The sequence below is a fragment of the Rhizobium sp. P1_E1 genome (assembly GCF_056406015.1).
Genome location: NZ_JBFUAY010000010.1, coordinates 68,989 through 91,575, shown reverse-complemented (window position 1 = coordinate 91,575; position 22,587 = coordinate 68,989). Strand labels below are relative to the sequence as shown.

18 protein-coding genes are annotated in these 22,587 nt (G+C 61.1%); 9 read left to right on the top strand and 9 right to left on the bottom strand.

Annotation, left to right across the window (positions count from 1 at the left end):
• Positions 1-131: 131 nt before the first annotated feature.
• Positions 132-1,355 (top strand): ROK family transcriptional regulator, encoded by a 1,224-nt coding sequence (locus AC1D1Z_RS06670; RefSeq protein ID WP_130759635.1) that lies wholly within the window; start codon positions 132-134, stop codon positions 1,353-1,355.
• A 258-nt stretch (positions 1,356-1,613) separates the two neighbouring features.
• Here AC1D1Z_RS06670 and iolG read toward each other — a convergent pair whose 3' ends face one another.
• Positions 1,614-2,606: an inositol 2-dehydrogenase gene (gene iolG, locus AC1D1Z_RS06665; RefSeq protein WP_130759634.1), complete on the bottom strand. Its 993-nt coding sequence runs from the start codon at positions 2,604-2,606 to the stop codon at positions 1,614-1,616.
• 333 nt (positions 2,607-2,939) lie between these two features.
• Here iolG and AC1D1Z_RS06660 point away from each other — a divergent pair, with 333 nt between their 5' ends.
• Complete coding sequence (locus AC1D1Z_RS06660; protein WP_018446782.1) at positions 2,940-3,221, top strand: hypothetical protein; 282 nt, start codon at positions 2,940-2,942, stop codon at positions 3,219-3,221.
• On the opposite strand, the gene AC1D1Z_RS06655 is transcribed toward AC1D1Z_RS06660, so the two are convergent.
• Entirely contained in the window at positions 3,222-3,692 is a 471-nt protein-coding gene (locus AC1D1Z_RS06655; protein ID WP_130759633.1) for a hypothetical protein, read from the bottom strand.
• Between the two features lie 152 nt (positions 3,693-3,844).
• Positions 3,845-4,849 (bottom strand): LysR family transcriptional regulator, encoded by a 1,005-nt coding sequence (locus AC1D1Z_RS06650; protein WP_130759632.1) that lies wholly within the window; start codon positions 4,847-4,849, stop codon positions 3,845-3,847.
• Positions 4,850-5,119: 270 nt separating this feature from the next.
• Between AC1D1Z_RS06650 and chvE the strand changes: the two genes are divergently transcribed.
• From chvE to araD, 6 genes are all read left to right on the top strand, one after another.
• Positions 5,120-6,184 carry a multiple monosaccharide ABC transporter substrate-binding protein gene (gene chvE, locus AC1D1Z_RS06645; protein WP_003561803.1) on the top strand — a complete coding sequence of 355 codons (1,065 nt, stop codon included), beginning with the start codon at positions 5,120-5,122 and terminating at the stop codon, positions 6,182-6,184.
• A 92-nt stretch (positions 6,185-6,276) separates the two neighbouring features.
• Positions 6,277-7,815 carry a multiple monosaccharide ABC transporter ATP-binding protein gene (gene mmsA, locus AC1D1Z_RS06640; RefSeq protein WP_018243173.1) on the top strand — a complete coding sequence of 513 codons (1,539 nt, stop codon included), beginning with the start codon at positions 6,277-6,279 and terminating at the stop codon, positions 7,813-7,815.
• Complete coding sequence (mmsB, locus tag AC1D1Z_RS06635) at positions 7,812-9,023, top strand: multiple monosaccharide ABC transporter permease (RefSeq protein WP_130759631.1); 1,212 nt, start codon at positions 7,812-7,814, stop codon at positions 9,021-9,023. The genes mmsA and mmsB overlap by 4 nt, the downstream gene beginning before the upstream one ends.
• 106 nt (positions 9,024-9,129) lie before the next feature.
• Positions 9,130-10,125 (top strand): AraD1 family protein, encoded by a 996-nt coding sequence (gene araD1 / locus AC1D1Z_RS06630; RefSeq protein ID WP_130759630.1) that lies wholly within the window; start codon positions 9,130-9,132, stop codon positions 10,123-10,125.
• Positions 10,126-10,193: 68 nt separating this feature from the next.
• Positions 10,194-11,627: an aldehyde dehydrogenase family protein gene (locus AC1D1Z_RS06625; protein WP_130759629.1), complete on the top strand. Its 1,434-nt coding sequence runs from the start codon at positions 10,194-10,196 to the stop codon at positions 11,625-11,627.
• Between the two features lie 61 nt (positions 11,628-11,688).
• A complete protein-coding gene (gene araD, locus AC1D1Z_RS06620; RefSeq protein ID WP_018243169.1) occupies positions 11,689-13,428 on the top strand; it encodes an L-arabinonate dehydratase in 1,740 nt (579 codons plus the stop codon).
• 169 nt (positions 13,429-13,597) lie between these two features.
• Here araD and AC1D1Z_RS06615 read toward each other — a convergent pair whose 3' ends face one another.
• The 3 genes from AC1D1Z_RS06615 to AC1D1Z_RS06605 are packed head-to-tail and all read right to left on the bottom strand — an operon-like array spanning position 13,598 to position 16,785.
• Entirely contained in the window at positions 13,598-14,422 is an 825-nt protein-coding gene (locus AC1D1Z_RS06615; protein ID WP_018243168.1) for a transglutaminase family protein, read from the bottom strand.
• A gap of 12 nt (positions 14,423-14,434) precedes the next feature.
• Entirely contained in the window at positions 14,435-15,376 is a 942-nt protein-coding gene (locus AC1D1Z_RS06610) for an alpha-E domain-containing protein (protein ID WP_018446778.1), read from the bottom strand.
• Positions 15,376-16,785 carry a circularly permuted type 2 ATP-grasp protein gene (locus AC1D1Z_RS06605; RefSeq protein WP_018446777.1) on the bottom strand — a complete coding sequence of 470 codons (1,410 nt, stop codon included), beginning with the start codon at positions 16,783-16,785 and terminating at the stop codon, positions 15,376-15,378. Before AC1D1Z_RS06605 ends, AC1D1Z_RS06610 begins: the two co-directional genes overlap by 1 nt.
• A 362-nt stretch (positions 16,786-17,147) precedes the next feature.
• On the opposite strand from AC1D1Z_RS06605, the gene AC1D1Z_RS06600 reads away from it, so the two are divergent.
• Positions 17,148-18,047, top strand: a complete 900-nt coding sequence (locus AC1D1Z_RS06600) for a DMT family transporter (RefSeq protein WP_477849899.1) — start codon at positions 17,148-17,150, stop codon at positions 18,045-18,047.
• A gap of 158 nt (positions 18,048-18,205) precedes the next feature.
• Here the strand turns inward: AC1D1Z_RS06600 and AC1D1Z_RS06595 are convergent, their stop codons facing one another.
• The 3 genes from AC1D1Z_RS06595 to AC1D1Z_RS06585 all read right to left on the bottom strand — a co-directional run bounded on the left by AC1D1Z_RS06595 (position 18,206) and on the right by AC1D1Z_RS06585 (position 22,445).
• Complete coding sequence (locus AC1D1Z_RS06595; RefSeq protein ID WP_477849915.1) at positions 18,206-19,939, bottom strand: DEAD/DEAH box helicase; 1,734 nt, start codon at positions 19,937-19,939, stop codon at positions 18,206-18,208.
• 246 nt (positions 19,940-20,185) lie between these two features.
• The gene (locus AC1D1Z_RS06590; protein WP_130759627.1) at positions 20,186-21,301 is read right to left on the bottom strand and encodes a DNA alkylation repair protein; all 1,116 of its coding nucleotides are present in this window, start codon (positions 21,299-21,301) and stop codon (positions 20,186-20,188) included.
• Between the two features lie 115 nt (positions 21,302-21,416).
• Positions 21,417-22,445, bottom strand: coding sequence for a LacI family DNA-binding transcriptional regulator (locus AC1D1Z_RS06585; protein ID WP_130759733.1), 1,029 nt, complete (start codon positions 22,443-22,445; stop codon positions 21,417-21,419).
• Positions 22,446-22,587 lie beyond the last annotated feature (142 nt).

The following is a 22,587-nucleotide window of genomic DNA, read 5'->3' as shown; positions in this document are numbered from 1 at the left end:
TCGAGAAATTTAGTGTCAGAGATTTTTTCAACTGTCAACACTGCACTGCCGGCTTAATTTCCTTGCGAAACATCGGCTGGAGATGCAGTGGAAACCAAGGGTGGAGCAAGCAGGGAGAGAGGGCGGCGTTCATGCTGACCAAGTCGAGCACGGAGCTGGTCCGGCAGAGAAACAGCGTGCTCGTGCTGTCCGTGCTGCGTCGCCACGGTGCGCTCGCGCATACCGAAATATCCGATTTCACCGGGCTGTCGTCGGCCACCATCTCGGCCATCACCACTGAGCTGGAAAAAGCCCAGATCATCGAAAAATCTGAACATCAGCCGGCAAGCGGCCGCGGCCGGCCGCGCGTGCTGCTGCGGCAGCGACGCGATTGCGGCTATCTCATCGTCGTCATCATCTCCTCGGATGCGGTGCAATATTCGCTGGTCGATTATGCCGGCAAGCTGATCGACCGCTTCAGCGAGGAACGTTCGCATGATCCTGCGGGTGCTGGCCGCTTCGTCGCGGCAGTGCGGGCCGGGCTTTTGCGCATTCTCGATCGCTCGAAGATCAGCCAAGAAAAGGTGCTGCTGATCTCGATCAGCAGCAAGGGGCTGGTCAATTCCACCGAGCCGGTTCTCGTCTGGTCGCCGATTTTCGGCAGTGACCAGATCGATTTCGAATCGGCACTGCGGCCGGAATGGCAGGCCAAGGTGATACTCGACAACGAGACGCTACTGGTCGCGGCAGCGCTCGGCGCGCGTGAAGAGATGGTGAAAGGCGCCGATTTCCGTTCGCTCGCCGCCCTTTCGCTCGGCCATAGCGTCGGGCTCGGCATCGTCAGGCGCGGAAACCAGACGGGCCAGGAGATATCGGCGCCGAATTTCGGGCACATGCTGCACATGGCCAATGGTGGGCTCTGCCGCTGCGGCACCCGCGGTTGCATCGAGGCCTATGCCGGTTTCTACGCGATCCTGCGCAGCGCCTTCGAGGTGCCGCTCGATACGATTCCGGCAAAGTTCGTGCCGGTGGCGGAACTGGACAAGATCGCCGCCAAGGCGCGCCAGGGGCACCGCGTCCCCGCCTTCGCCTTTCGCCAGGCAGGGCTGGCGCTCGGCAACGGGCTGTCGCGCATGCTGAGCCTGACGGAGCGCATGCCGATCGCCATCACCGGGCCGGGCACGCGCTATTACGACCTTCTTCGGCAAGGGATCGAAGAGGGTCTGGGGCAGTCGCATATCGTGCGCATGGAAGGCATGCCCGAGATCAGGGTGGTGGCCGACGAGCAGATCCTCGTCTTCGAAGGACATCTGAACCGGGCGCTGTCGGTGATCGACGAGGATATCGTTCTCTCTGGCGTGCAGAGCGCGGATTGAGGGAGCTACTGCTGTCCGGTTCGCGCGGCCGACTGCCCCTCACCCTAGCCCTCTCCCCGTAAAGACGGGGAGAGGGGACGTGCCCCGCGAGAGGTGTGTGGGGACGGAGAGATTGCTGCTTGTCCCTTCTCCCCGCCTGCGGGGAGAAGGTGGCGGCAGCCGGATGAGGGGCGGGCTTCGGGGCTTTGCCCCCAAACGCGAAATGGCCGGGCGGGTGCCCGGCCATCTCATGCATGGCTTCCGGTCGGGAGAGGGCCGTCAGCCGATCTTGATAAGCTTGCCTTCCCTAACGGACTGGACCGCGGCATCGGCGAGCGCGAGCGCTGCGAGACCATCGGCGCCTGATGGAGAGATCTTGGAGCCCTTCTCGATCGCGGCGATGAAGGCTGCGATCTCGTTGGCATAAGCTTCGGTATAACGGGTCATGAAGAAATCATGCAGCGGCGGGCGGGTGTAGCCTTCGCCGTTTGCGACTTCGATGGAGACCGGGCGCTGGTTTTCGGCCGAGACGAGGCCCTTGGAGCCGTGTGCTTCGATGCGCTGGTCGTAGCCATAGGTGGCGCGGCGGGAGTTGGAGATGATGGCCTGCTTGCCGGATTTCGTCTGCAGGATCACCGAAACGCTGTCATAGTCACCAGCTTCGCCGATCGCCTTGTCGACGAGCACGGCGGCGGTCGCGAAAACCGATACCGGTTCTTCGCCGAGCAGGAAGCGGGCCATGTCGAAGTCATGGATCGTCATGTCGCGGAAGATGCCGCCGGAACGCTTGATGTAATCGACCGGTGGGGCGCCGGGGTCACGCGAGGTGATCGTCACCATCTCGACATCGCCGATCTTGCCTTCGTCGATGACCTTGCGCACCGCCATGAAATGCGGGTCGAAGCGGCGGTTGAAGCCGACCATCAGCTTGGCGCCGGTCTCTTCCACCACCTTGATGCAGGCCTTGACGCGGGCGACGTCGAGATCGATCGGCTTTTCGCAGAAGATCGCCTTGCCGGCGCGGGCGAAGCGCTCGATCAGATCGGCATGGGTATCCGTCGGCGTGCAGATGACGACGGCGTCGATATCCTTGGCTGCCTCGATCGCCTCGATGGTGCGGACTTCGCAGCCATAGGCGGAGGCGATCGCTTCGGCGGCCTGCGGAAAGGCGTCGGCGACCGCGACGAGCGTCGCATTGGCGTCGCCGCTGACGGCCTTTGCATGGACCTTGCCGATGCGGCCGGCGCCGAGAAGACCAAATCTCACTGTCATTCTAACCTCCCTTGAATTCGGAACAAATAAACCGAATTGCCAATATTCTGGAATTTTCATTCCATCTTCTGTGGACCGCGTCAAGCCCGCGGATCTTTCACATTTGCAAGATTCGAACCAGAGCCTTTCATGGTCGGCCAGAGCCTTTGATGGTCGGATTGACGTATTCTGCCGGAGCAGATTTTGGTCAGGGCAGAGCCGATCGCCTGTGATCCCGGCGGAAAGTGCCCGGCCTTTCAGCCAAGAGAATGCTTTAATCTGGCCGGGAAAGTCTCTAGAGACAATCGCGGCACGGGCCGAAGGCAGTGCGACACATGCGACCGCGGGGCAGGAATGAAACTCATCGATCCGAATCATCCGGCATATCGGCGCCTCTGGGTGCGGATTGCCATCGTTGCCGTTTGCTTCGGCTGGGCCGTGGTCGAACTTGTCACCGGCGATCCGTTCTGGGCGGTGCTGGCCGGCGGGGCAGGCGCCTATTCCTTCTATATGCTGTTCTGGACCTTCAATCCGCAGCCTCCGGCCATCGAGCCGCCCGTGCAGCCTGACGCCGAGGACGAGGACGAACCCGCTGCGACCGATGAAAAACCTTCGAAGGACGGGCAGGCGGAATAGTCAGCGGCTCAATCGCCGCAGCGCTTCGTCGATCAGCAGATTGGCCAGCATCATGCGCTTCGTCGCATTGTCACGGAAGGGCAATTCTACGCCATCGGGATGATTGGCGCGGGCGAAGGCGCGGCGCTTCTCGCGGAGCGTCAGTGGCGTATCGGCGGCGGAGATCGCCAGTTCGGCGGCAACCTCCTGCGGTGCCGTGCGGGTGAGATGATCCGGCATGACGGGCTCGGGTGGAGGCGCAGACGCCGGTTTCTCCACGACCCCAGCGGCAGTATCGAGATCCAGATTGTCGAAATAAGCCTGGCCGACGCGCTGCGACGCGACTGAGACCCCCTCCATGACATCGAAGGCAAGCCCGGTGCCGAGGCCGGACACGCGATGGGCGGCAGGCGCTTCGGCGTCTTCGGCCGTCTCGTCCTCCGCCTTCAGCCGCTCGAGGACTGATTGAAATACCGACTGCCCGAACAGCATCCGCCTTCCTTGAGAGCATTTCCGTTTTTCTTCGAACCACGGAAATGCTCTATCTCCTTGTTCACGCAATTGCGGACGCAAAACCGCTGCACACTTTTTTTGCTCCAGGCGCATTAGAAGAGAGCAAGATGGCGCAGGGCTTGCGGGTGTCGTCAGCCGGCCTGCTTGCGGCTCTCCTCGAGGATGATGTCGTAGAGCAGCCTTGCGCTCGGCGGCAGCGCCCGCTCCCTCGCCGTGATCATGCTGTAGGGCTTGACGTTGATGTCGAAATCGATCGGCAGCATGCATACGTCCGAGGCATTCGAGCCTTGGCTGGCAAGGAACTGGGCGACGTCGACGGCGACCGGAGCGATCGCGTCGGATTCGCAGATGATGGCGCAGGTCAGAAGCAGCGAGGAGGTGTTGACGATATTTTCCGGCAGCGCCACACCCTGCGACAGGAAAACGTCCTCGATCGTGCGGCGCAGCAGCGTGCCCGGCGGCTGGAACACCCAGTCATAATCCCTCACGTCGGAAAGGCTGCTGGTCTTTTGCTTCATGAGCGGATGGCAGCTGCGCACGATCAGGCAAGCCCGCTCGATGCCGATCTCCGTCACCTCGAACAGGCGCGGGTTGAGATCATCGGGAATGCGGCCGATGATGAAGTCATGGCGGGCGGCGAGCAGCTCGCGGGCAAGCACGTTGCTCGTCTCCACCTGGATGTTGATCTCGATGCCGGGATAGGCCTTGCGCACCTTGTTGATCGCCGGCACGACGAGGCTCATGGCCGGCGCCGTCACCGAGCCGATGAAGACCGAGCCGCCCTTGCCGCTTTTCAGTTCGCCGATCTCGCGGCTCGCCTCGCGCAGTTCCAAAAGGATCTTCCGGGCTCTCCGGGCAAGGGCTGCGCCGAAGGTCGTCAGCACCACGCCGCGGGCCACGCGCTCATAGAGCGATGTCTTGGTGATTGATTCCATTTCGGACAACATCCGCGATGCGGCGGGCTGCGAAATGTTCAGAACCTCCGCAGCTGCGGAAATCTGTCCGCTATCTTCGATTGCGACGATCATCCGCAGGTGATTCAACTTAAGTCCTGCACGCAAAAGGCTGTCATCGCCGAAATTATCGCTGTGGATATCGACGTGATCCATCGAAAATGACTCAGAAATAACCGTCATGGTTGCAGCCTCCTCGCTGCGCTCCATCAAAAGTAATACTTTTTAACGATATACCAAAATTGTTATGCACGTTAGCACTTATTCTATTTGACAGTTATAGGAATCCATACCAGTTTGCCGCCGTGTGCTGGTTGGCACTCAACACGTGTGAGATCGTGGAGGAGACCTACTTCGTTTCTCACCATCTGAAGTAACTATCCAATACGGAACCTGCCACAGTTTCGGGGCGGGCGATTTTTCGTCCGCTGCTTATTAACAAGGGAGAGAGAAATGAAATCCATTATCTCATTGATGGCCGCGGCTGCCTTCGGCGTCGCTTCGTTCGTTGCACCGGCTCTGGCCGCGGATAAGGGCACTGTCGGTATTGCGATGCCGACCAAGGCTTCTGCCCGCTGGATCGACGACGGCAACAACATCGTCAAGCAGCTCCAGGCTGCCGGTTACGGCACTGACCTGCAGTATGGCGACGACGACATTCCGAACCAGCTTTCGCAGATCGAAAACATGGTCACCAAGGGTGCCAAGGTTCTCGTCATCGCTTCGATCGACGGCACGACGCTTTCTGACGTTCTCCAGAAGGCACACGACGCCGGCATCAAGGTCATTGCTTATGACCGTCTGATCCGCGATTCGGGCAACGTCGACTACTACGCGACGTTCGACAACTTCCAGGTCGGCGTTCTGCAGGCTGGCTCCATCGTTGACGGCCTCGGCCTCAAGGATGGCAAGGGCCCGTTCAACATCGAACTGTTCGGCGGCTCGCCTGACGACAACAACGCCTTCTTCTTCTACGATGGCGCAATGTCCGTTCTGCAGCCCTACATCGACAGCGGCAAGCTCGTCGTGAAGTCCGGCCAGACCGGCATGGACAAGGTCGGCACGCTGCGTTGGGATCCGGCAACGGCCCAGGCCCGCATGGACAACCTGCTCTCGGCCAACTACACCGACGCCAAGGTCGATGCCGTTCTGTCGCCTTACGACGGTCTGTCCATCGGTATCATCTCCTCGCTGAAGGGCGTTGGTTACGGTACTGCGGCTCAGCCGCTGCCGATCGTCACCGGTCAGGACGCTGAAATCCCGTCGGTCAAGTCGATCATCGCTGGCGAACAGCACTCGACGATCTTCAAGGACACCCGCGAACTCGCCAAGGTCACCGTTGCCATGGTCGATGCCGTGATGTCGGGCAAGGAGCCTGAGGTCAACGACACGAAGACCTACGACAACGGCGTCAAGGTCGTCCCGTCCTATCTGCTGAAGCCGGTTGCCGTCGACAAGACCAACTACAAGCAGATCCTCGTCGACAGCGGTTACTACTCTGAAGACAAGCTGAAGTAATGAGAAGGACCGGAGCCCGCGCTTGCGGGTTCCGGTCTTCGATTTTATGATCGCCCGGCTGGTTGACGGCTGCAGGCGCTGGAACTTTGACTATGGACAATACAATCCTCGAAATGCGGAGCATCACCAAGACGTTCCCGGGCGTCAAGGCGCTGGAGAATGTGAACCTCAAGGTTCGCCAGGGTGAGATCCACGCATTGGTGGGCGAAAACGGGGCCGGCAAATCGACCCTGATGAAGGTGCTATCAGGCGTCTATCCCACTGGAAGCTATGAAGGCGACATCGTCTATGAAGGCGAGACGCGCAACTTCAAGGTCCTGAAGGACTCCGAAGAAATCGGCATCGTCATCATTCACCAGGAACTGGCGCTCGTGCCGTTGCTGTCGATCGGCGAAAACATTTTCCTTGGCAACGAGAACGCCAAGAGCGGCGTCATCAGCTGGGACGAGACATTCAACCGCACCAAGCAGCTGCTGAAGAAAGTAGGCCTGTCTGAATCYCCGAACACGCTGGTCACCGATATCGGCGTCGGCAAGCAGCAGCTCGTCGAGATCGCCAAGGCGCTGTCGAAGAGCGTCAAGCTGCTGATCCTCGACGAGCCCACAGCCTCGCTCAATGAACGCGATTCCGATGCTCTCCTCAACCTGCTGATCGAGTTCCGCAAGCAGGGCATCACTTCGATCATCATTTCCCATAAGCTGAACGAGATCCGCAAGGTCGCCGACCAGATCACGGTCCTGCGCGACGGGATGACCGTCAAGACGCTCGACTGTCATGCGGACGAGATCAGCGAAGACATCATCATCCGCAACATGGTCGGTCGCGATCTCGAGGACCGCTACCCGCCGCGTTCGGTGCCGATCGGCGAAACCATTCTCGAAGTGAAGAACTGGAACGCCTATCACCAGCAGCACCGCGACCGTCAGGTCCTGCACAATATCAACGTCACCGTCCGCAAGGGCGAAGTCGTCGGTATCGCTGGCCTGATGGGGGCAGGGCGCACCGAATTCGCCATGAGCCTCTTCGGCAAGGCCTATGGCCACAAGGTTTCGGGCGAGGCGCTGATGCACGGCAAGCCGGTCGACGTCAGCACCGTGCGCAAGGCGATCGATGCAGGTCTCGCCTACGTTACCGAAGACCGCAAGCAGCTCGGCCTCGTGCTCAACGATACGATCCTGCACAACACGACGCTCGTCAATTTGAAGGCGGTGTCGAATGCGTCCGTTATCGACAGCGTCAAGGAATCGAGGGTTGCGACCGACTATCGGTCGAAGCTGCGCATCCGCTCCTCCAGCATCTTCCAGGAGGCGGTCAATCTTTCCGGCGGCAACCAGCAGAAGGTGGTGCTGTCGAAGTGGCTGTTCTCGGACCCCGATATTTTGATCCTCGACGAGCCGACGCGCGGCATCGATGTTGGCGCAAAATACGAAATCTATACTATCATCAACCAGCTTGCCGCCGATGGAAAGGGCGTTCTGATGATCTCGTCGGAAATGCCCGAACTGCTCGGTACGTGTGACCGCATCTACGTGATGAACGAAGGACGCATCGTCGCGGAACTGCCGAAGGGAGAAGCAAGCCAGGAAACCATCATGCGCGCTATCATGCGCTCAGGGGAGAAGAAACAATGACGCCGATCAATCAACCCATCGCTGAGCAGGGGCGTGTCGTCTCCGTCGGAGACTACGTTCGCGGCAACATCCGCGAATACGGCATGTTTATCGCGCTCATCGCGATTATGGTGTTCTTCCAGTTCTCGACCGGTGGCGTTCTCTTCAGGCCGCTCAACCTGACCAACATCATTCTGCAGAACTCGTTCATCGTCATCATGGCGCTCGGCATGCTGCTGGTGATCGTTGCCGGCCATATCGACCTTTCGGTTGGTTCCGTCGTCGGCTTTATCGGCGCCATCGCCGGCGTCATGACGGTGCAATGGCACACCAATTATGTCCTAGCGGGTATCGTATGTCTCGCCATGGGTGCGCTTGTCGGCGGCATCCAGGGCTATTTCGTCGCTTATCACAAGATCCCGTCCTTCATCGTCACGCTGGCCGGCATGCTGGTCTTCCGCGGCCTGACGCTGTTCGTGATGACGGCATCGGGGACCGGCACCAGCATCGGTCCTTTCCCGCCGGCTTTCCAGCTGATCAGCATCGGCTTTCTGCCGAACGCTTTCGATATGGGCGGCATCAACTCGACCTCGATCATTCTCACCGTCGTCGGCGCCGTAACCCTGTTCTATCTGGCATGGCGCAAGCGCCTGTCGAATGAAAAGCATGGCAATGACGTCGAGCCGCTGGGCTTTTTCCTCATCCAGAACGCCCTCGTCACCCTCGCCATTCTGGCGCTCGGCTACCAGCTGTCGATCTATCGCGGCTTCCCGAATGTGCTGATGGTCATGCTCGTTCTGGTTGCTGCATATGCCTTCATTACTCGCCGCACGACGATTGGCCGCCGCATCTACGCCATGGGCGGCAATGAGAAGGCGACGAAGCTTTCCGGTATCAACACCGAGCGGCTGACCTTCCTGACGTTCGCAAACATGGGCCTGCTTGCCGGACTGGCCGGACTGATCGTTGCCCTGCGTCTCAACTCGGCGACGGCCAAGGGCGGCTTCGGTCTTGAACTCGACGTGATCGCGGCCTGCTTCATCGGCGGCGCATCCGCCCAGGGCGGCGTCGGCAAGGTGACCGGCGCTGTTATCGGCGCTCTGATCATGGGCATCATGAACAACGGCATGTCGATCCACGGTCTCGGCACCGACTCGCAGCAGATGGTCAAGGGTGCGGTGCTTCTCGCTGCCGTGTTCTTCGACGTTTACAATAAGAACAAGGGCTGAGCTTAGCTCGGCACCCGCATCGCAGTCATAAGAAACCTGAATTCCGGCTCCGCATGGAGCCGGAGAGGCGTAGCTGTGCCATCGCCAAAGGAAAAGGATGAGTAACGTGCTTATTTCACAGATCAAGGGTGCAAACGGAGAGATCATCGTCGCCGTGCGCGAGGCGGGCGGCGCTGCCAGGTCGATCAAGAATGCCGTCAGCGTCTATGCGCTGGCAATGGAGGCCGCAGACGGCGGCAAGTCGCTTGCCGCCGTCATCGAAGCGCATGGCTACGGCGATGGCGTCGATCTTGAGAAGGCCTATGCGGACGGCCGCTTCCTGCCGCCGATCACCCATCCCGATGCCGCCCACTTGCATCTGACCGGCACCGGCCTGACGCATTTGGGATCGGCGGCAACGCGCGATTCGATGCACAAGAAGACCACCGAAGCCGCCGAGGAAACCCTCACGGACTCGATGAAGATGTTCAAGATGGGCCTTGAGAACGGCAAGCCGAAGGCCGGCGAAAAGGGCGTCCAGCCCGAATGGTTCTACAAGGGCAACGGCTATGGCGCCGCAGCCCCCGGCGCGCCGCTCATCTCGCCCTCTTTCGCGCTCGACGGCGGCGAAGAGCCTGAAATGGCTGGCATTTACGTGATCGCCAAGGACGGCACGCCGTTCCGCATCGGCTTTGCACTGTCGAACGAATTTTCGGACCACGTCACCGAGCGGATCAACTATCTCTTTCTGGCCCACTCGAAACTGCGACCGGCCGCCTATGGTCCGGAAATCCGCGTCGGCGCGCCCCCGGACGATATTCGCGGCACCTCGCGCATCAAGCGCGGCGACAAGGTGATTTTCGAAAAGCCGTTCCTGTCCGGCGAGGCGAACATGTCGCACACCTTCGCCAATCTGGAATATCACCACTTCAAATATGGCCTCTTCCGTGTTCCGGGCGATGTTCACGTCCATATGTTCGGCACGGCGACCCTTTCCTTTGCCGATGGCGTCAAGACGGAAGAGGGCGATGTCTTCGAGATCGAAGTCGCCGAATTCGGCCTTTCGCTCCGTAATCCGCTCAAGGTTGCCGCCGAGGAAGAGATCGCCGTCAGGCAGCTTTGAATTCAAGGCCTGGCCGCATTGGCGGCCGGATCTTTGCTCGTAAACGGTAAAGGAGGCTTGTTAAGCCCATGACCATTTATCAAAATCTGATCGCCGGCGAATGGGTCGGCTCGAACGCGACGAAGAACATCAACCCGTCGGATACGAATGAGGTCGTCGGCCTCTATGCCGATGGCAGCGCCGATGACACGAGAAACGCCATCGCCGCTGCCAAGGCCGCTTTCCCGGCCTGGTCGCGCTCGGGCATCTGGGAGCGCCACGTCATCCTGAAGAAGGCCGGCGACGAGATCATGGCGCGCAAGGACGAGCTCGGGGCGTTGCTTGCCCGCGAAGAAGGCAAGACCCTGCCGGAAGCCACCGGTGAGGTTATCCGCGCTTCGCAGATTTTCGAATTCTTCGCCGGCGAGGCGCTGAGGCTGGCCGGCGAGGTCCTGCCGTCGGTTCGTCCGAATATCGGCATCGAGATCACCCGCGAGGCTCTCGGCGTCATCGGCATCATCACGCCGTGGAATTTTCCTATCGCCATTCCCGCCTGGAAGATCGCGCCGGCGCTCTGCTACGGCAACACCATCGTCTTCAAGCCGGCCGAACTGGTGCCCGCCTGTTCGTGGGCGATCGTCGATATCCTGCATCGCGCCGGCCTGCCGAAGGGCGTGCTGAACCTCATCATGGGCAAGGGCTCGGTCGTCGGCCAGGCCATGCTCGAAAGCCCCGACGTTCACGGTATCACCTTCACCGGTTCCACCGGCACCGGCAGGCGCGTCGCCGCTGCCTCGATCGAGCATAACCGCAAGTTCCAGCTGGAAATGGGCGGCAAGAACCCGATGGTCGTGCTCGACGATGCCGATATCAACGTCGCCGTCGAGGCAGCCGCCAATTCCGGCTTCTTCTCCACTGGCCAGCGCTGCACCGCGTCGTCGCGCCTCATCGTCACCGAGGGCATCCACGACAAGTTCGTGGCGGCGCTGACCGACAAGCTGAAGACGCTCGTCGTCGACAACGCCTTGAAGGCCGGCACCCATATCGGCCCCGTCGTCGATGAGCGGCAGCTGAAGACCGATACCGACTATATCGAGATCGGCAGAAAAGAAGGCGCGAAACTCGCCTTCGGCGGCGAAGTGATCTCCCGCGAAACGCCCGGCTTCTATCTGCAGCCGACGCTGTTCACCGAAGCGACCAACCAGATGCGGATCTCGCGCGAGGAGATTTTCGGGCCTGTTGTGTCGGTGATCCGGGTCAAGGATTACGACGAGGCGCTGGCGACGGCCAACGACACGCCGTTCGGGCTCTCTGCCGGCATCGCGACGACGAGCCTGAAACATGCGACGCATTTCAAGCGCAATTCCGAGGCCGGCATGGTGATGGTCAACCTGCCGACCGCCGGCGTCGATTTCCACGTTCCCTTCGGCGGCCGCAAGGGCTCGTCCTACGGCCCGCGCGAGCAGGGCAAGTACGCCGCCGAATTCTACACAACCGTCAAGACCGCCTACACGCTGGCTTGAGACAAATGCGATGAACCGGGCCGTACGAGGCGGTCCGGCGATATCCCGAAGGATAGAGACGATGAAAAAGAAAGCGGAATGGCCGCGCAAGCTGAGGTCGCAGGAATGGTACGGCGGTACGAGCCGCGACGTGATCTATCACCGCGGTTGGCTTAAGAACCAGGGTTATCCGCACGACCTGTTCGACGGCCGGCCGGTGATCGGCATCCTCAACACCTGGTCGGATATGACCCCGTGCAACGGTCATCTCAGGGAGCTCGCCGAAAAGGTGAAGGCGGGCGTATGGGAGGCCGGCGGCTTCCCGCTTGAGGTGCCGGTGTTCTCGGCATCCGAAAACACCTTCCGCCCGACGGCGATGATGTACCGCAATCTTGCCGCGCTCGCGGTGGAAGAGGCGATCCGCGGCCAGCCGATGGATGGCTGCGTATTGTTGGTCGGCTGCGACAAGACCACGCCGTCGCTTATCATGGGGGCGGCTTCCTGCGACCTGCCTTCGATCGTCGTCACCGGCGGGCCGATGCTGAACGGCTATTTCCGCGGCGAACGGGTCGGCTCGGGCACGCATCTGTGGAAGTTTTCCGAAATGGTGAAGGCCGGCGAGATGACGCAGGCGGAATTCCTCGAGGCGGAAGCCTCGATGAGCCGTTCGTCGGGCACCTGCAACACCATGGGCACGGCCTCCACCATGGCTTCCATGGCCGAGGCGCTCGGCATGGCTCTCTCCGGCAACGCCGCGATCCCGGGCGTCGATTCCCGCCGCAAGGTCATGGCGCAGCTTACCGGCCGGCGTATCGTGCAGATGGTCAAGGACGACTTGAAGCCCTCCGAGATCATGACGAAGCAGGCCTTCGAGAATGCCATCCGCACCAACGCGGCCATCGGCGGATCGACCAATGCCGTCATCCACCTGCTCGCGATCGCCGGCCGTGTCGGCATCGATCTTTCGCTTGACGACTGGGACCGCTGTGGCCGTGACGTCCCGACCATCGTCAACCTGATGCCGTCAGGCAAGTACCTGATGGAGGAGTTCTTCTATGCCGGCGGCCTGCCGGTGGTACTGAAGCGCCTCGGCGAGGCGGGTCTCCTGCACAAGGATGCGCTGACGGTATCCGGCGAGACCGTCTGGGACGAGGTCAAGGACGTCGTCAACTGGAACGAAGACGTTATCCTGCCGGCCGAAAAGGCGCTGACAGCTTCGGGCGGCATCGTCGTGCTGCGCGGCAACCTCGCGCCGAAGGGCGCGGTGTTGAAGCCTTCAGCGGCTTCGCCGCATCTGCTGGTGCATCGGGGCAGGGCTGTTGTCTTCGAGGACATCGACGACTACAAGGCCAAGATCAACGACGATAACCTCGACATCGACGAAACCTGCATCATGGTCATGAAGAACTGTGGGCCGAAAGGCTATCCCGGGATGGCCGAGGTCGGCAATATGGGGCTGCCGCCGAAGGTGCTCAAGAAGGGCATCCTCGACATGGTGCGCATTTCCGACGCCCGCATGTCCGGAACGGCCTACGGTACCGTCGTGCTGCACACCTCCCCGGAAGCGGCGGTTGGAGGGCCGCTCGCGGTTGTGAAAAACGGCGACATGATCGAGCTTGATGTGCCGAACCGTCGTCTGCATCTCGACATTTCCGAGGAGGAACTGGCGCGGCGGCTCGCCGAGTGGCAGCCGAACCATGATCTGCCGACATCCGGCTATGCCTTCCTGCATCAGCAGCATGTCGAGGGGGCCGATACCGGCGCCGACCTCGACTTCCTCAAGGGATGTCGCGGAAACGCGGTTGGCAAGGACAGCCACTAGTCGGGTTATCCAAGATTGGAAAAGGCGGGGCATCACCCCGCCTCTTTCTTGTCTGCCGGTTTTTCCAGGCTAACGGCAATCAGCCGTTCGACATGGCCATGCTGGGATCCTTGTCGAGGCTATGTTCGAAGAGTGCGCGGATCGCCGGCCATTTGTCTTTGCGGTCGGCTCAACTCTGGCTCTGGCTTTGCATCTGTCCGCCGTCCTCGACCTTCACGGTAACCGACAGCGTTTCGCCCGGCGTGCCGATGCGCATGCCTGAAATCGGCGCCGCGTCACGATAGCAGAGGCCGGAGGCGACTCTGATGTAGCGCGCGTCCGGGCAAATCTCGTTCGCGGGATCGAACCCGACCCAGCCGAGGCCGGGAATATGGGCCTCGGCCCATGCATGGGTCGCAGCCTGTTCGATCTTTTCCTCCATCATCAGATAACCGGAGATGTAACGCGCCGGTACCTGCAAGGCGCGGGCGGCGGCAATGAAAATATGCGCATGGTCCTGGCAGACGCCGCTCTTCTTCTCTAACGCCTGTTCGGCGGTCGTCTCGGTGTTGCTGGTGCCGGGCTTGTAGTCGACCGTTTCGTGGATTGCGGCCATCAGCGCGTGCATGCGGGCAAGCTCGTTATCGCCACCGACGCCCTTGATCAGTTCCTTGACCAACTTGCCGCCCTTGGTCAGCGGCGTGTCGCGCAGGAAGAGCCAAAGCGGGCAGAAGCCGGTGTGCGGGCCGGTGACGCCGTTATTGTCCTCCGTCTCGACCTCGCCTTCGGCGAGAATACGCGTCACATCCTGCTCGCCTTCCAGCGAGACCAGATTGACGTGATTGCCGTACTGGTCGTCATATTCCACTTCGGGCGTGGCGCCCTCGACGTTCAGCGCCCAGCCGAGCACTTTCTGGGCGGGGCTCGTCGGCGGCGTCAGCCGCAGCCTTTGCAGCGAGAACTGCGTCGGTCCGTCGTAGCGGTATTCGGTGAGGTGGCTGATCTTAAGTCTCATATTGTTATCCGCTTATACATAGAACCGGTAGCCGTCGGAAATTTCCGCGCCGAGCTTGTTATTGCGCGAGACGAAATCCTCCAGGAATTCGTGCAGGCCCTGATCCATGATATCCCGGATCGCTCTCGTCTGCAGTGTCTTGCGGATCGCATCCGCGGTATCGTGGGCAGGGAGCCGCTCCTCGTAATCCTGGGCGAGATAGCCGAGATTGCTGACGATCTTCTCGTAGCAATAGGCAAGCGAGCGCGGCATCTGGACATTGAGGGTCAGGAAGTCGGCGATGTTCATCGCCCGGTATTCGCCGTCATAGGCCCAGCTATAGGCGCGGTGGGCGGAGACCGAGCGCAGGATCGATTCCCACTGCACATTGTCGAGAGAGGAGCCGACGGCCGAGACCGAGGGCAGCAGCACGTAATATTTCACGTCGAGGATGCGGCTGGTATTGTCGGCCCGCTCGATGAAGGTGCCGATGCGGGCAAAATTATAGAGCTCGTTGCGCAGTGTCGAGCCATGGAAGGCACCGCGGATGAGGCCCGCCCGGCGCTTGATGACATCGATCACCTCTGGCATTTCGGCCGCCTTGACGCGCTTTTCGAGCAGCGACTTCAAGTCGATCCAGCATTCGTTGGTGGCTTCCCAGGTCTCCCGCGTCAGCGCGGTGCGCACCATGCGGGCATTGTTGCGGCCGGACTCGATGCAGGACATGACGCTTGATGGATTGGCGCGATCGCGCAGCAGATAGTCGATCGCGTCGGCATTCGTCAGCTTCGTGTGGCCCTCGTCATATGCCTCGCGCACCCCAGCGCTTTGCAGCACGCCATCCCAATTGTCATCGCCTGCGCTGCTGCGGGTGAGCGACATGCGCAGCCCAGCATCGACGAGGCGGGCGATATTTTCGGCGCGCTCGATGTAACGGAACATCCAGTACAGGCCGTTTGCGGTTCTTCCGAGCATCAGTCCTCCAATACCCAGGTGTCTTTGGTGCCGCCGCCCTGGCTGGAATTGACCACCAGCGAGCCCTGCTTCAGCGCCACGCGGGTGAGACCACCCGGAATGATCTGAACCTTGTCGGATACAAGCACATAGGGGCGAAGGTCGACATGGCGCGGCGCGATGCCCTTGTTGACGAGGATCGGCACAGTGGAGAGCGACAGCGTCGGCTGAGCGATGTAATTGTTCGGCTTGGCCTTCAGCTTCTCGGCGAAATCGGCGCGCTCCTTCTTCGATGCCGTCGGGCCKACCAGCATGCCGTAGCCGCCGGAGCCGTGCACCTCCTTGACCACCAGCTCTTCCAGATGCTCCAGCACATATTTCAGGCTATCGGCTTCCGAACAGCGCCAGGTCGGCACGTTTTCGAGCAGCGCCTTGCGGCCGGTATAGAATTCGACGATCTCGGGCATATAGGAGTAGATCGCCTTATCGTCGCAAATGCCGGTGCCCGGCGCATTGGCGATGGTGATGTTTCCGGAGCGGTAGACATCCATGATGCCGGGAATGCCGAGCGCGGAATCGGCCCGGAAAGTCAGGGGATCGAGGAAGTCGTCGTCAACGCGGCGGTAGAGCACGTCAATCGCTTCGTAACCGCGTGTCGTCCTCATCTTCACCTTGCCGTCGATGACGCGCAGATCCGAGCCTTCGACCAGTTCGACGCCCATCATGTCGGCGAGGAAGGAATGCTCATAATAGGCGGAATTGTAAATGCCCGGCGTCAGCACGGCGACGCGCGGCTTGCCCTTGCAGCCAGGAGGGGCGAGCGAGGCGAGGCTCTGGCGCAACAGATAGGGGTAATCCTCGACACGCTGCACCTTGTTCTCATGAAAGAGTTCAGGGAACATCTGCATCATGGTTTCCCGGTTTTCCAGCATGTAGCTGACACCGGAGGGCGTGCGGGCATTATCCTCCAGCACGTAAAACTGGTCCTCTCCGGTGCGCACGATGTCGGTGCCGACGATGTGCGTGTAAACGCCGCCGGGCGGCCGGAAACCGATCATTTCGGGGATGAAGGTGACGTTGTTCTCGATCAGCTCACGCGGAACGCGGCCGGCGCGGATGATCTCCTGCTTATGGTAGATATCGTCCAGAAAGGCGTTAAGCGCGATCACCCGCTGCTCGATGCCTTGGGCGAGCTTGCGCCATTCGCGGGCGGAGATGATGCGGGGAATGATGTCGAAGGGGATGAGCTTTTCGGAACTGTCGGCGTGGCCGTAGACCGCGAACGTGATGCCGGTCTTCCGGAAGATGTTTTCCGCATCGCGGGACTTGGATATCAGATGCGCCCGGTCTTGGCTGTTGTACCACTCGAAGTATTTTTCATAAGGCGCGCGAGGACTTTCGTCCCCGGTAATCATTTCGTCAAATGCCAAAGGCTCGGCTCCCCTTTTTGTTCATTTGAATACAACGCAAATGGCAATGCAAGAACCATGCGCAGTTCGAGGAAAAGATTTTGCCCTGCGGGAAACGGGTGAAAATCTGGGCATTTAAGGTGATGCGGTGCGGCATGGCGGATAATCAATCGCAAGGGCTGCGCAAAATCTGAGCATGTGACCGTTTTTCGTTCGGCCAGGGCGATCGAATATGGTCATGTGCGCGAGCTTCGGCGCCCTCCGTGGCAACCGCCATCCGGTCGTTGCATCAGCTAAATTTCAAATAAGCATCAACGCTTCGCTTTTGACTGCAGCCGCCGGGTGGGGCTATCAGCACGGCGAACCCTTCTCTCCCGAGCCCCATGTCTCTCGATCGCCTTGCCCCCGCCGTTTTCGTCCTGCTCTGGTCCACGGGCTGGGTAGTGGCGAAATACGCCTCGCTGCATTCAGAGCCCTTCACCTTTCTTTCGATACGCTATGCGCTGTCGGCGGCGGCATTCCTGGCGCTCTGCCTGGTGGTGCGGGCGCAATGGCCCAGCCGGGCGGCGACGCTGCGCGCCGTCTATTCCGGCTTCTTCCTGCATGGTTTCTATCTCGCCGGTCTCTGGTGGGCGATCGCCAATGGCGTGCCGGCCGGCATATCGGGCATCATCGCGGCGCTGCAGCCGTTGCTGACGGCGATGGCAGCTCCCTTCCTCATCCGCGAACGGCTGCAGCAGGCACAGAAGCTCGGCCTTGCTCTCGGCTTCATCGGCATTGCCATCGCCGTTTCGCCGAAGCTGCTCGATCCGGCGACCGCCGATCTCACGCATGCCGCCCTGCCGCTGGCGATCAACCTGGTCGCTATGGCGTCCGTCACCTACGGCACGCTCTATCAGAAGAAGCACCTGCAATCCGGCGACCTCAGGAYCATCGCGACCTTGCAATATATCGGCGCACTGATCCTCACCCTGCCGCTTTCGCTGATCTTCGAGCATCAGCATTTCGACGGCGCCGCACAGGCCTATGGCGCGCTTGCCTGGTCGGTCTTCGGCCTGTCGATGGGCGGCGTCGGGCTGCTGCTTCATCTGATCCGTCGGGGCCAGGTGTCACGCGCCGCCTCGCTGATCTACCTGATGCCGCCAGCGGTCGCTCTCGAAGCCTTCATCGCCTTCGGAGAACTGCTGACCCTGCCATTGATCGTCGGCACCGTAGTGGTCGTGACAGGCGTCTATCTCACCAACCGCAAGGCGTTGAGCGAGCATAGGCCTGCGGAGGTTTAGAGCGCCGTGCGTCCTTTCGGACGCACAAAGGACGCTCTAACTCTTTGAATCTACGCATCGTGCTTTCCGAAAATCGATTCCGATTTTCGGGCCGATGCGCTGGATAACAAAAAGGCCGGAGATATCCCCGGCCTTTTTGATTTTCGATCGTTCAATTATCAGGCGCGTTCGCGGCGCTGGCCGCCGCCGTTGCGGGAGCCGGAGCCACCGCGACGGTTGCCGCCGTTGCCATCCCGGCGCGGTTCGCCGGCCTGGGCCTGCTGCGGGCCGCGGTCCTCGCCGTGCTTGCGGGCCGGACGGCCATGGGCGTGACGGCTGTTGCCGCGGTGATGACCGCTCGGTTCACCATTGGCATGGGCGCCGTGATGGGCCGGACGCTGTGGCTTTGCAGAGGAGCGGAAATCGGAGGTCGAGGCCAGATCGTTGTCGGGGCCGAGATCCGGGGTCGCTTCACCGCGGCGCTGACCGCGGAAATCCTCGTTGCGGCTGGTCGGGCGCTCCGGACGCGGACGACGCTCGTCGCCGCCGGCGCGGACTTCGCTGCCTTCACCTTCGCGGCGCGGGCGGCGTTCCTGACGGTTGCCGCGATGCTCCGAACGGTTCTGGTCGCCACGGCCTTCGCCACGACCCTGACCTTCGCGACCCTGGCCGCCATTACGGCTGCGGTTGTTGCCATTGCCGTTGGCACGGCGGGGTCCGCCGCTGATGTTGGCCGGCGGTTCGCCGCTTGCGACAGCGATGACGATGCCCATCAGGCGCTCGATATCACGCAGCAGCTTGGCTTCGTCGGGAGCGCAGAAAGCGATGGCGATACCGTCGCGGCCGGCGCGCGCCGTGCGGCCGATGCGATGGACATAGGCGTCAGGCACCTCAGGCAGGTCGTAGTTGTAGACATGGCTGACAGCAGGGATGTCAATGCCGCGGGCGGCGACGTCGGTGGCAATCAGCGTCTTGATGCTGCCGTCGCGGAAGGCCTTCAGCGCCCGCTCGCGCTGGCCCTGGCTCTTGTTGCCGTGGATCGAGGCGACGGAATAGCCGATATTCTCGAGATGCTTCATCAGCTTCTCCGCACCGTGCTTGGTGCGCAGGAAGACCATGGCGCGGCCGTCAGGGTTTTCGGTCAGCGACTTGCGGAGCAGTTCCGTCTTGTCGTTCTTGCCGCCGACGAAATGGACGTACTGTTCGACCTTGTCGGCAGCCTTACCCGGGGGCGTGACTTCGACCTTGACGGGATCGACGAGATATTCGCCGGCGAGATCGGCGATCGCCTTCGGCATGGTGGCCGAGAAGAGCATGGTCTGGCGCTTTTTCGGCACCATCTTGGCGATCTTGCGCAGATCATGCACGAAGCCGAGGTCGAGCATCTGGTCGGCTTCGTCGAGCACGAGATAGCGGACCGTGGTCAGCGTGATCGCGCGGCGATTGACGAGGTCGAGCAGGCGGCCCGGGGTGGCGACGAGGATGTCGGTGCCCTTTTCGAGCTGAAGCTGCTGCTTGTTGATCGAGACGCCGCCGACGACGACGTTGATGCGCAGCGACGACTTGCGGATGAACTTCTTCAGGCTCTCGGCGATCTGGTTCACCAGTTCGCGGGTCGGCGCCAGGATCAGCGTGCGCGTCGTGCGGTTGTCGGGACGCCGCTCATCGGCGAGCAGCTTTTCGATCAGCGGTAGGCCGAAAGCGGCGGTCTTGCCGGTGCCGGTCTGGGCAAGGYCGATCAGGTCGCGGCCTTCGAGGAGGAGGGGAATGGCATGTTCCTGGATGGGCGTCGGCGTCTCGATGCCGAGCTGGAACAAAGTAGCGACGATCGGCTTGGAGACACCAAGCGATTCAAAATTAGTCAAGGTATAACCTTTCGGGGCGCCACAATGACTATCGCCGGAACGCACCATGCGATCCGGTTTCATTCTGGCGTCAAGAACCCCGCGTGAAGTGGGAACTTGTGAGTTGGAAAAAGCTTTCCAGCGCTTCTGGCCGCTCATGGGAGTGCGGCGCTCTATCGAAATGCGCTTTTGTCCCTTCTTCCTGCGTCTGTATTTTTCAGCAGGGGCACGCTCACGCGGCGGCCGGAAGGGTGAAAGCTGACCCGCATTTGGGCTAGTTCGCGTGGAAAGTCAAGTGCAGTGCACAAGAAAGCCTCAAGCCGGGTCAGGGGAGGGCATGACGAGGACGAAGCTTTGCGATGCGGTCTCAACGCCGTTGACGAGGATGGCGATGCGATGTTCGCCTGGATAATAGCGTCGCGTCGTGATTGGCCGCATGGCGTGGCGGCGCCCAATCGTATGGCTTTGCCCCGGAGCGAGCATTATTGCCTTGCACTTGAAGACCTTGGGTGAGAGCGAACCGTCGCTCTTCATATGGTGAATGGCGTAGTCGATCATCAGCGACTGCGCTCGCTCGCCGGCGTTTGTTACCAGGATTTCGAAATCCAGCCCTTCGCCGAACATCACCTCAGCATTCCGGAGCCGCAGTTCGCATTCGAGCGAAGCGGCCGCGGCGAAGCCGAAATTGGCGAGCGCCTGCGCGTGGCCTTTCTTCAGAAGCGTGCGCGAGGCGTGTTTCAGCAGCCAGCGACGTTCGGATGAAGCGCCGTCGATATGACTGGCGATGAAGGCGGCGACCAGGTCCGGGTGGTCCTTGGCGACGTCGTTCAGGCTGTTGGCCACGGAGCGGCGCACATAATCTTCCGGATCATCCATCAGCGCGGTCAGGATAGGCAGGATCGGCGCTGGATTCTTCACGAGCTGCGGCAGACGCATCGCCCAAGGCAGGCGCGGCCGCGTTCCTTCGCTCGCCAGCCGTCGCACATGCTGATCGGGATCGTCGACCCAGCCTGAAATGATAGCCAGCGCGCGCTGCTGGTCGCGGTGGATAAAGGGGCGGATGCCGTATTCGGCTGTGAAATGTGGCGTCAGCGCCTTCAGGAGAGCAAGACCGAGATCGAAGTGATCGGGGCCGCGTGCGGCGATGAACTGATTGACGGGCAGCAGCATCCAGCCGGAGAGCCCCGGCCTGCCGGCGGCGGGCAGGCTCGCCTTGAGCATGGCTGCGGCCTCTCGGAAATCACCGGGAAGTGTTGCAAACAGTGCGTCGCGGATCAGGGCCGAGCGCTCCATCAGCTCCAACGCGGTGAGGCCCTCGGTCGCCAGCGTCACGAAGCGGCTTTTATCGAAAGTCGGCGCGTTGCCGGCAATGCGATCGGCCATATCGCCGACCAATGCCTCATGCAGCAGGTTCTTGAGCGGTTCTGGCATGCTGGTCCTTCCTCTCTATGCGGCCGCCGGATGCCGCCCGCATGAGGGTCTGCGAAACATCTGGCCATTTGCTATCGGATCGTGTGGAGATAGCGGGATGCGTGTGACGCGAGCTTTAGCGTATCGGTGCCGTCGATTTCCTTGGAATGAGGGTTGGAGCCGAGATCCGAATACGCTCGTCGGCAGCGCTGTTGTCACCGGCGAGAAGATCAAGGGCGTTTGATGCAATTTGCTCAAACGGCACCCGCAACGTCGTGAGCGGTGTGGGGAGGTGGCTTACAATCGGAATATCGTTATAGCCTACGATCGAGATGTCCTGCGGCACGGAAAGGCCAAGTTTCGTCAGTCCCGACAAGGCGCCGATGGCGGTGTTGTCGTTGACGGCGAAAATAGCGGTTGGGCGCGGACTAAGATGCATCAGTGTCTCGACGGCTACCGCACCGGACTCGATGCCGAAAGTCGAGGGAATGATGTAGGAGGGATCCGCATTTAGTCCAGCTTCTTCCAGGGCGTGCCGGAAACCCTCCACTCGGCCCCGCGAACTGGAGGCATAGGATGGACCGGCAATGACGCCAATTTTGCGATGGCCGAGATCGAGGAGGTGGCGTGCCGCGAGGTAACCACCGAGCCGGTCATCGCCGACCGACGAGAGGCTGTGGCCATCCGTCCGGAGTGCCAGGACATAAGGAATACCGCGTTTTGCCAGCTCGTCCGGAAAGTCATCGTCTTCCCGCGCTGTCGAAAGAATCAGTCCATCGACACCGCGCTTCAGCAGAGACTCGGCCGCGAGCCGGTCTGCCTTTGGCTTGTCGTCGGTCGTTGCGACAATGGCGAAGCGGCCACTACGGCTGCAAGCCTTGGCCAGGGCTTCGTAAAGCATGGCCATGACCGTATCCGTCAACCTGGGCACGATCACCCCGATTGTCATTGTGTTGCCGCGCCTAAGGCTCGCTGCGGAAACATCCCGGACGTATCCCAGTTCTTCGGCAACCTTGCGCACGCGCCGCGCGGTCTCGCTGTCGGAGCGGGGTAGCCTCTCGTCCAGTATGCGGGACACGGTAGACTTGGAGACACCGGCTGCGGCAGCGACGCCGTGAATAGTGACGCGAGCCTGCCCCGGAACTTCATCCGTCTTTGAATTCATTGAGCCTTTTCCAATCGAGTCAGCAAGACGCCGCCGCTCTCTCAGCATGCACCAAAAAAGATATTGACTCCAGAGATTTCGAGAACGATAGTGGGAACGTTCCCGTAAACGATCCTATATCGATCGCGAGCGAACTGCGATC

Bases quoted from the DNA above. Each gene is read 5' to 3' on its own strand.
- AC1D1Z_RS06590 (WP_130759627.1), bottom strand. From the start codon at position 21,301: ATGCCAGAACCGCTCAAGAACCTGCTGCATGAGGCATTGGTCGGCGAT.
- AC1D1Z_RS06610 (WP_018446778.1), bottom strand. From the start codon at position 15,376: ATGCTCGGAAGAACCGCAAACGGCCTGTACTGGATGTTCCGTTACATC.
- AC1D1Z_RS06670 (WP_130759635.1), top strand. From the start codon at position 132: ATGCTGACCAAGTCGAGCACGGAGCTGGTCCGGCAGAGAAACAGCGTG.
- iolG (WP_130759634.1), bottom strand. From the start codon at position 2,606: ATGACAGTGAGATTTGGTCTTCTCGGCGCCGGCCGCATCGGCAAGGTC.
- AC1D1Z_RS06650 (WP_130759632.1), bottom strand. From the start codon at position 4,849: ATGACGGTTATTTCTGAGTCATTTTCGATGGATCACGTCGATATCCAC.
- araD (WP_018243169.1), top strand. From the start codon at position 11,689: ATGAAAAAGAAAGCGGAATGGCCGCGCAAGCTGAGGTCGCAGGAATGG.
- chvE (WP_003561803.1), top strand. From the start codon at position 5,120: ATGAAATCCATTATCTCATTGATGGCCGCGGCTGCCTTCGGCGTCGCT.
- AC1D1Z_RS06615 (WP_018243168.1), bottom strand. From the start codon at position 14,422: ATGAGACTTAAGATCAGCCACCTCACCGAATACCGCTACGACGGACCG.
- AC1D1Z_RS06660 (WP_018446782.1), top strand. From the start codon at position 2,940: ATGAAACTCATCGATCCGAATCATCCGGCATATCGGCGCCTCTGGGTG.
- AC1D1Z_RS06625 (WP_130759629.1), top strand. From the start codon at position 10,194: ATGACCATTTATCAAAATCTGATCGCCGGCGAATGGGTCGGCTCGAAC.
- AC1D1Z_RS06585 (WP_130759733.1), bottom strand. From the start codon at position 22,445: ATGAATTCAAAGACGGATGAAGTTCCGGGGCAGGCTCGCGTCACTATT.
- AC1D1Z_RS06655 (WP_130759633.1), bottom strand. From the start codon at position 3,692: ATGCTGTTCGGGCAGTCGGTATTTCAATCAGTCCTCGAGCGGCTGAAG.
- mmsB (WP_130759631.1), top strand. From the start codon at position 7,812: ATGACGCCGATCAATCAACCCATCGCTGAGCAGGGGCGTGTCGTCTCC.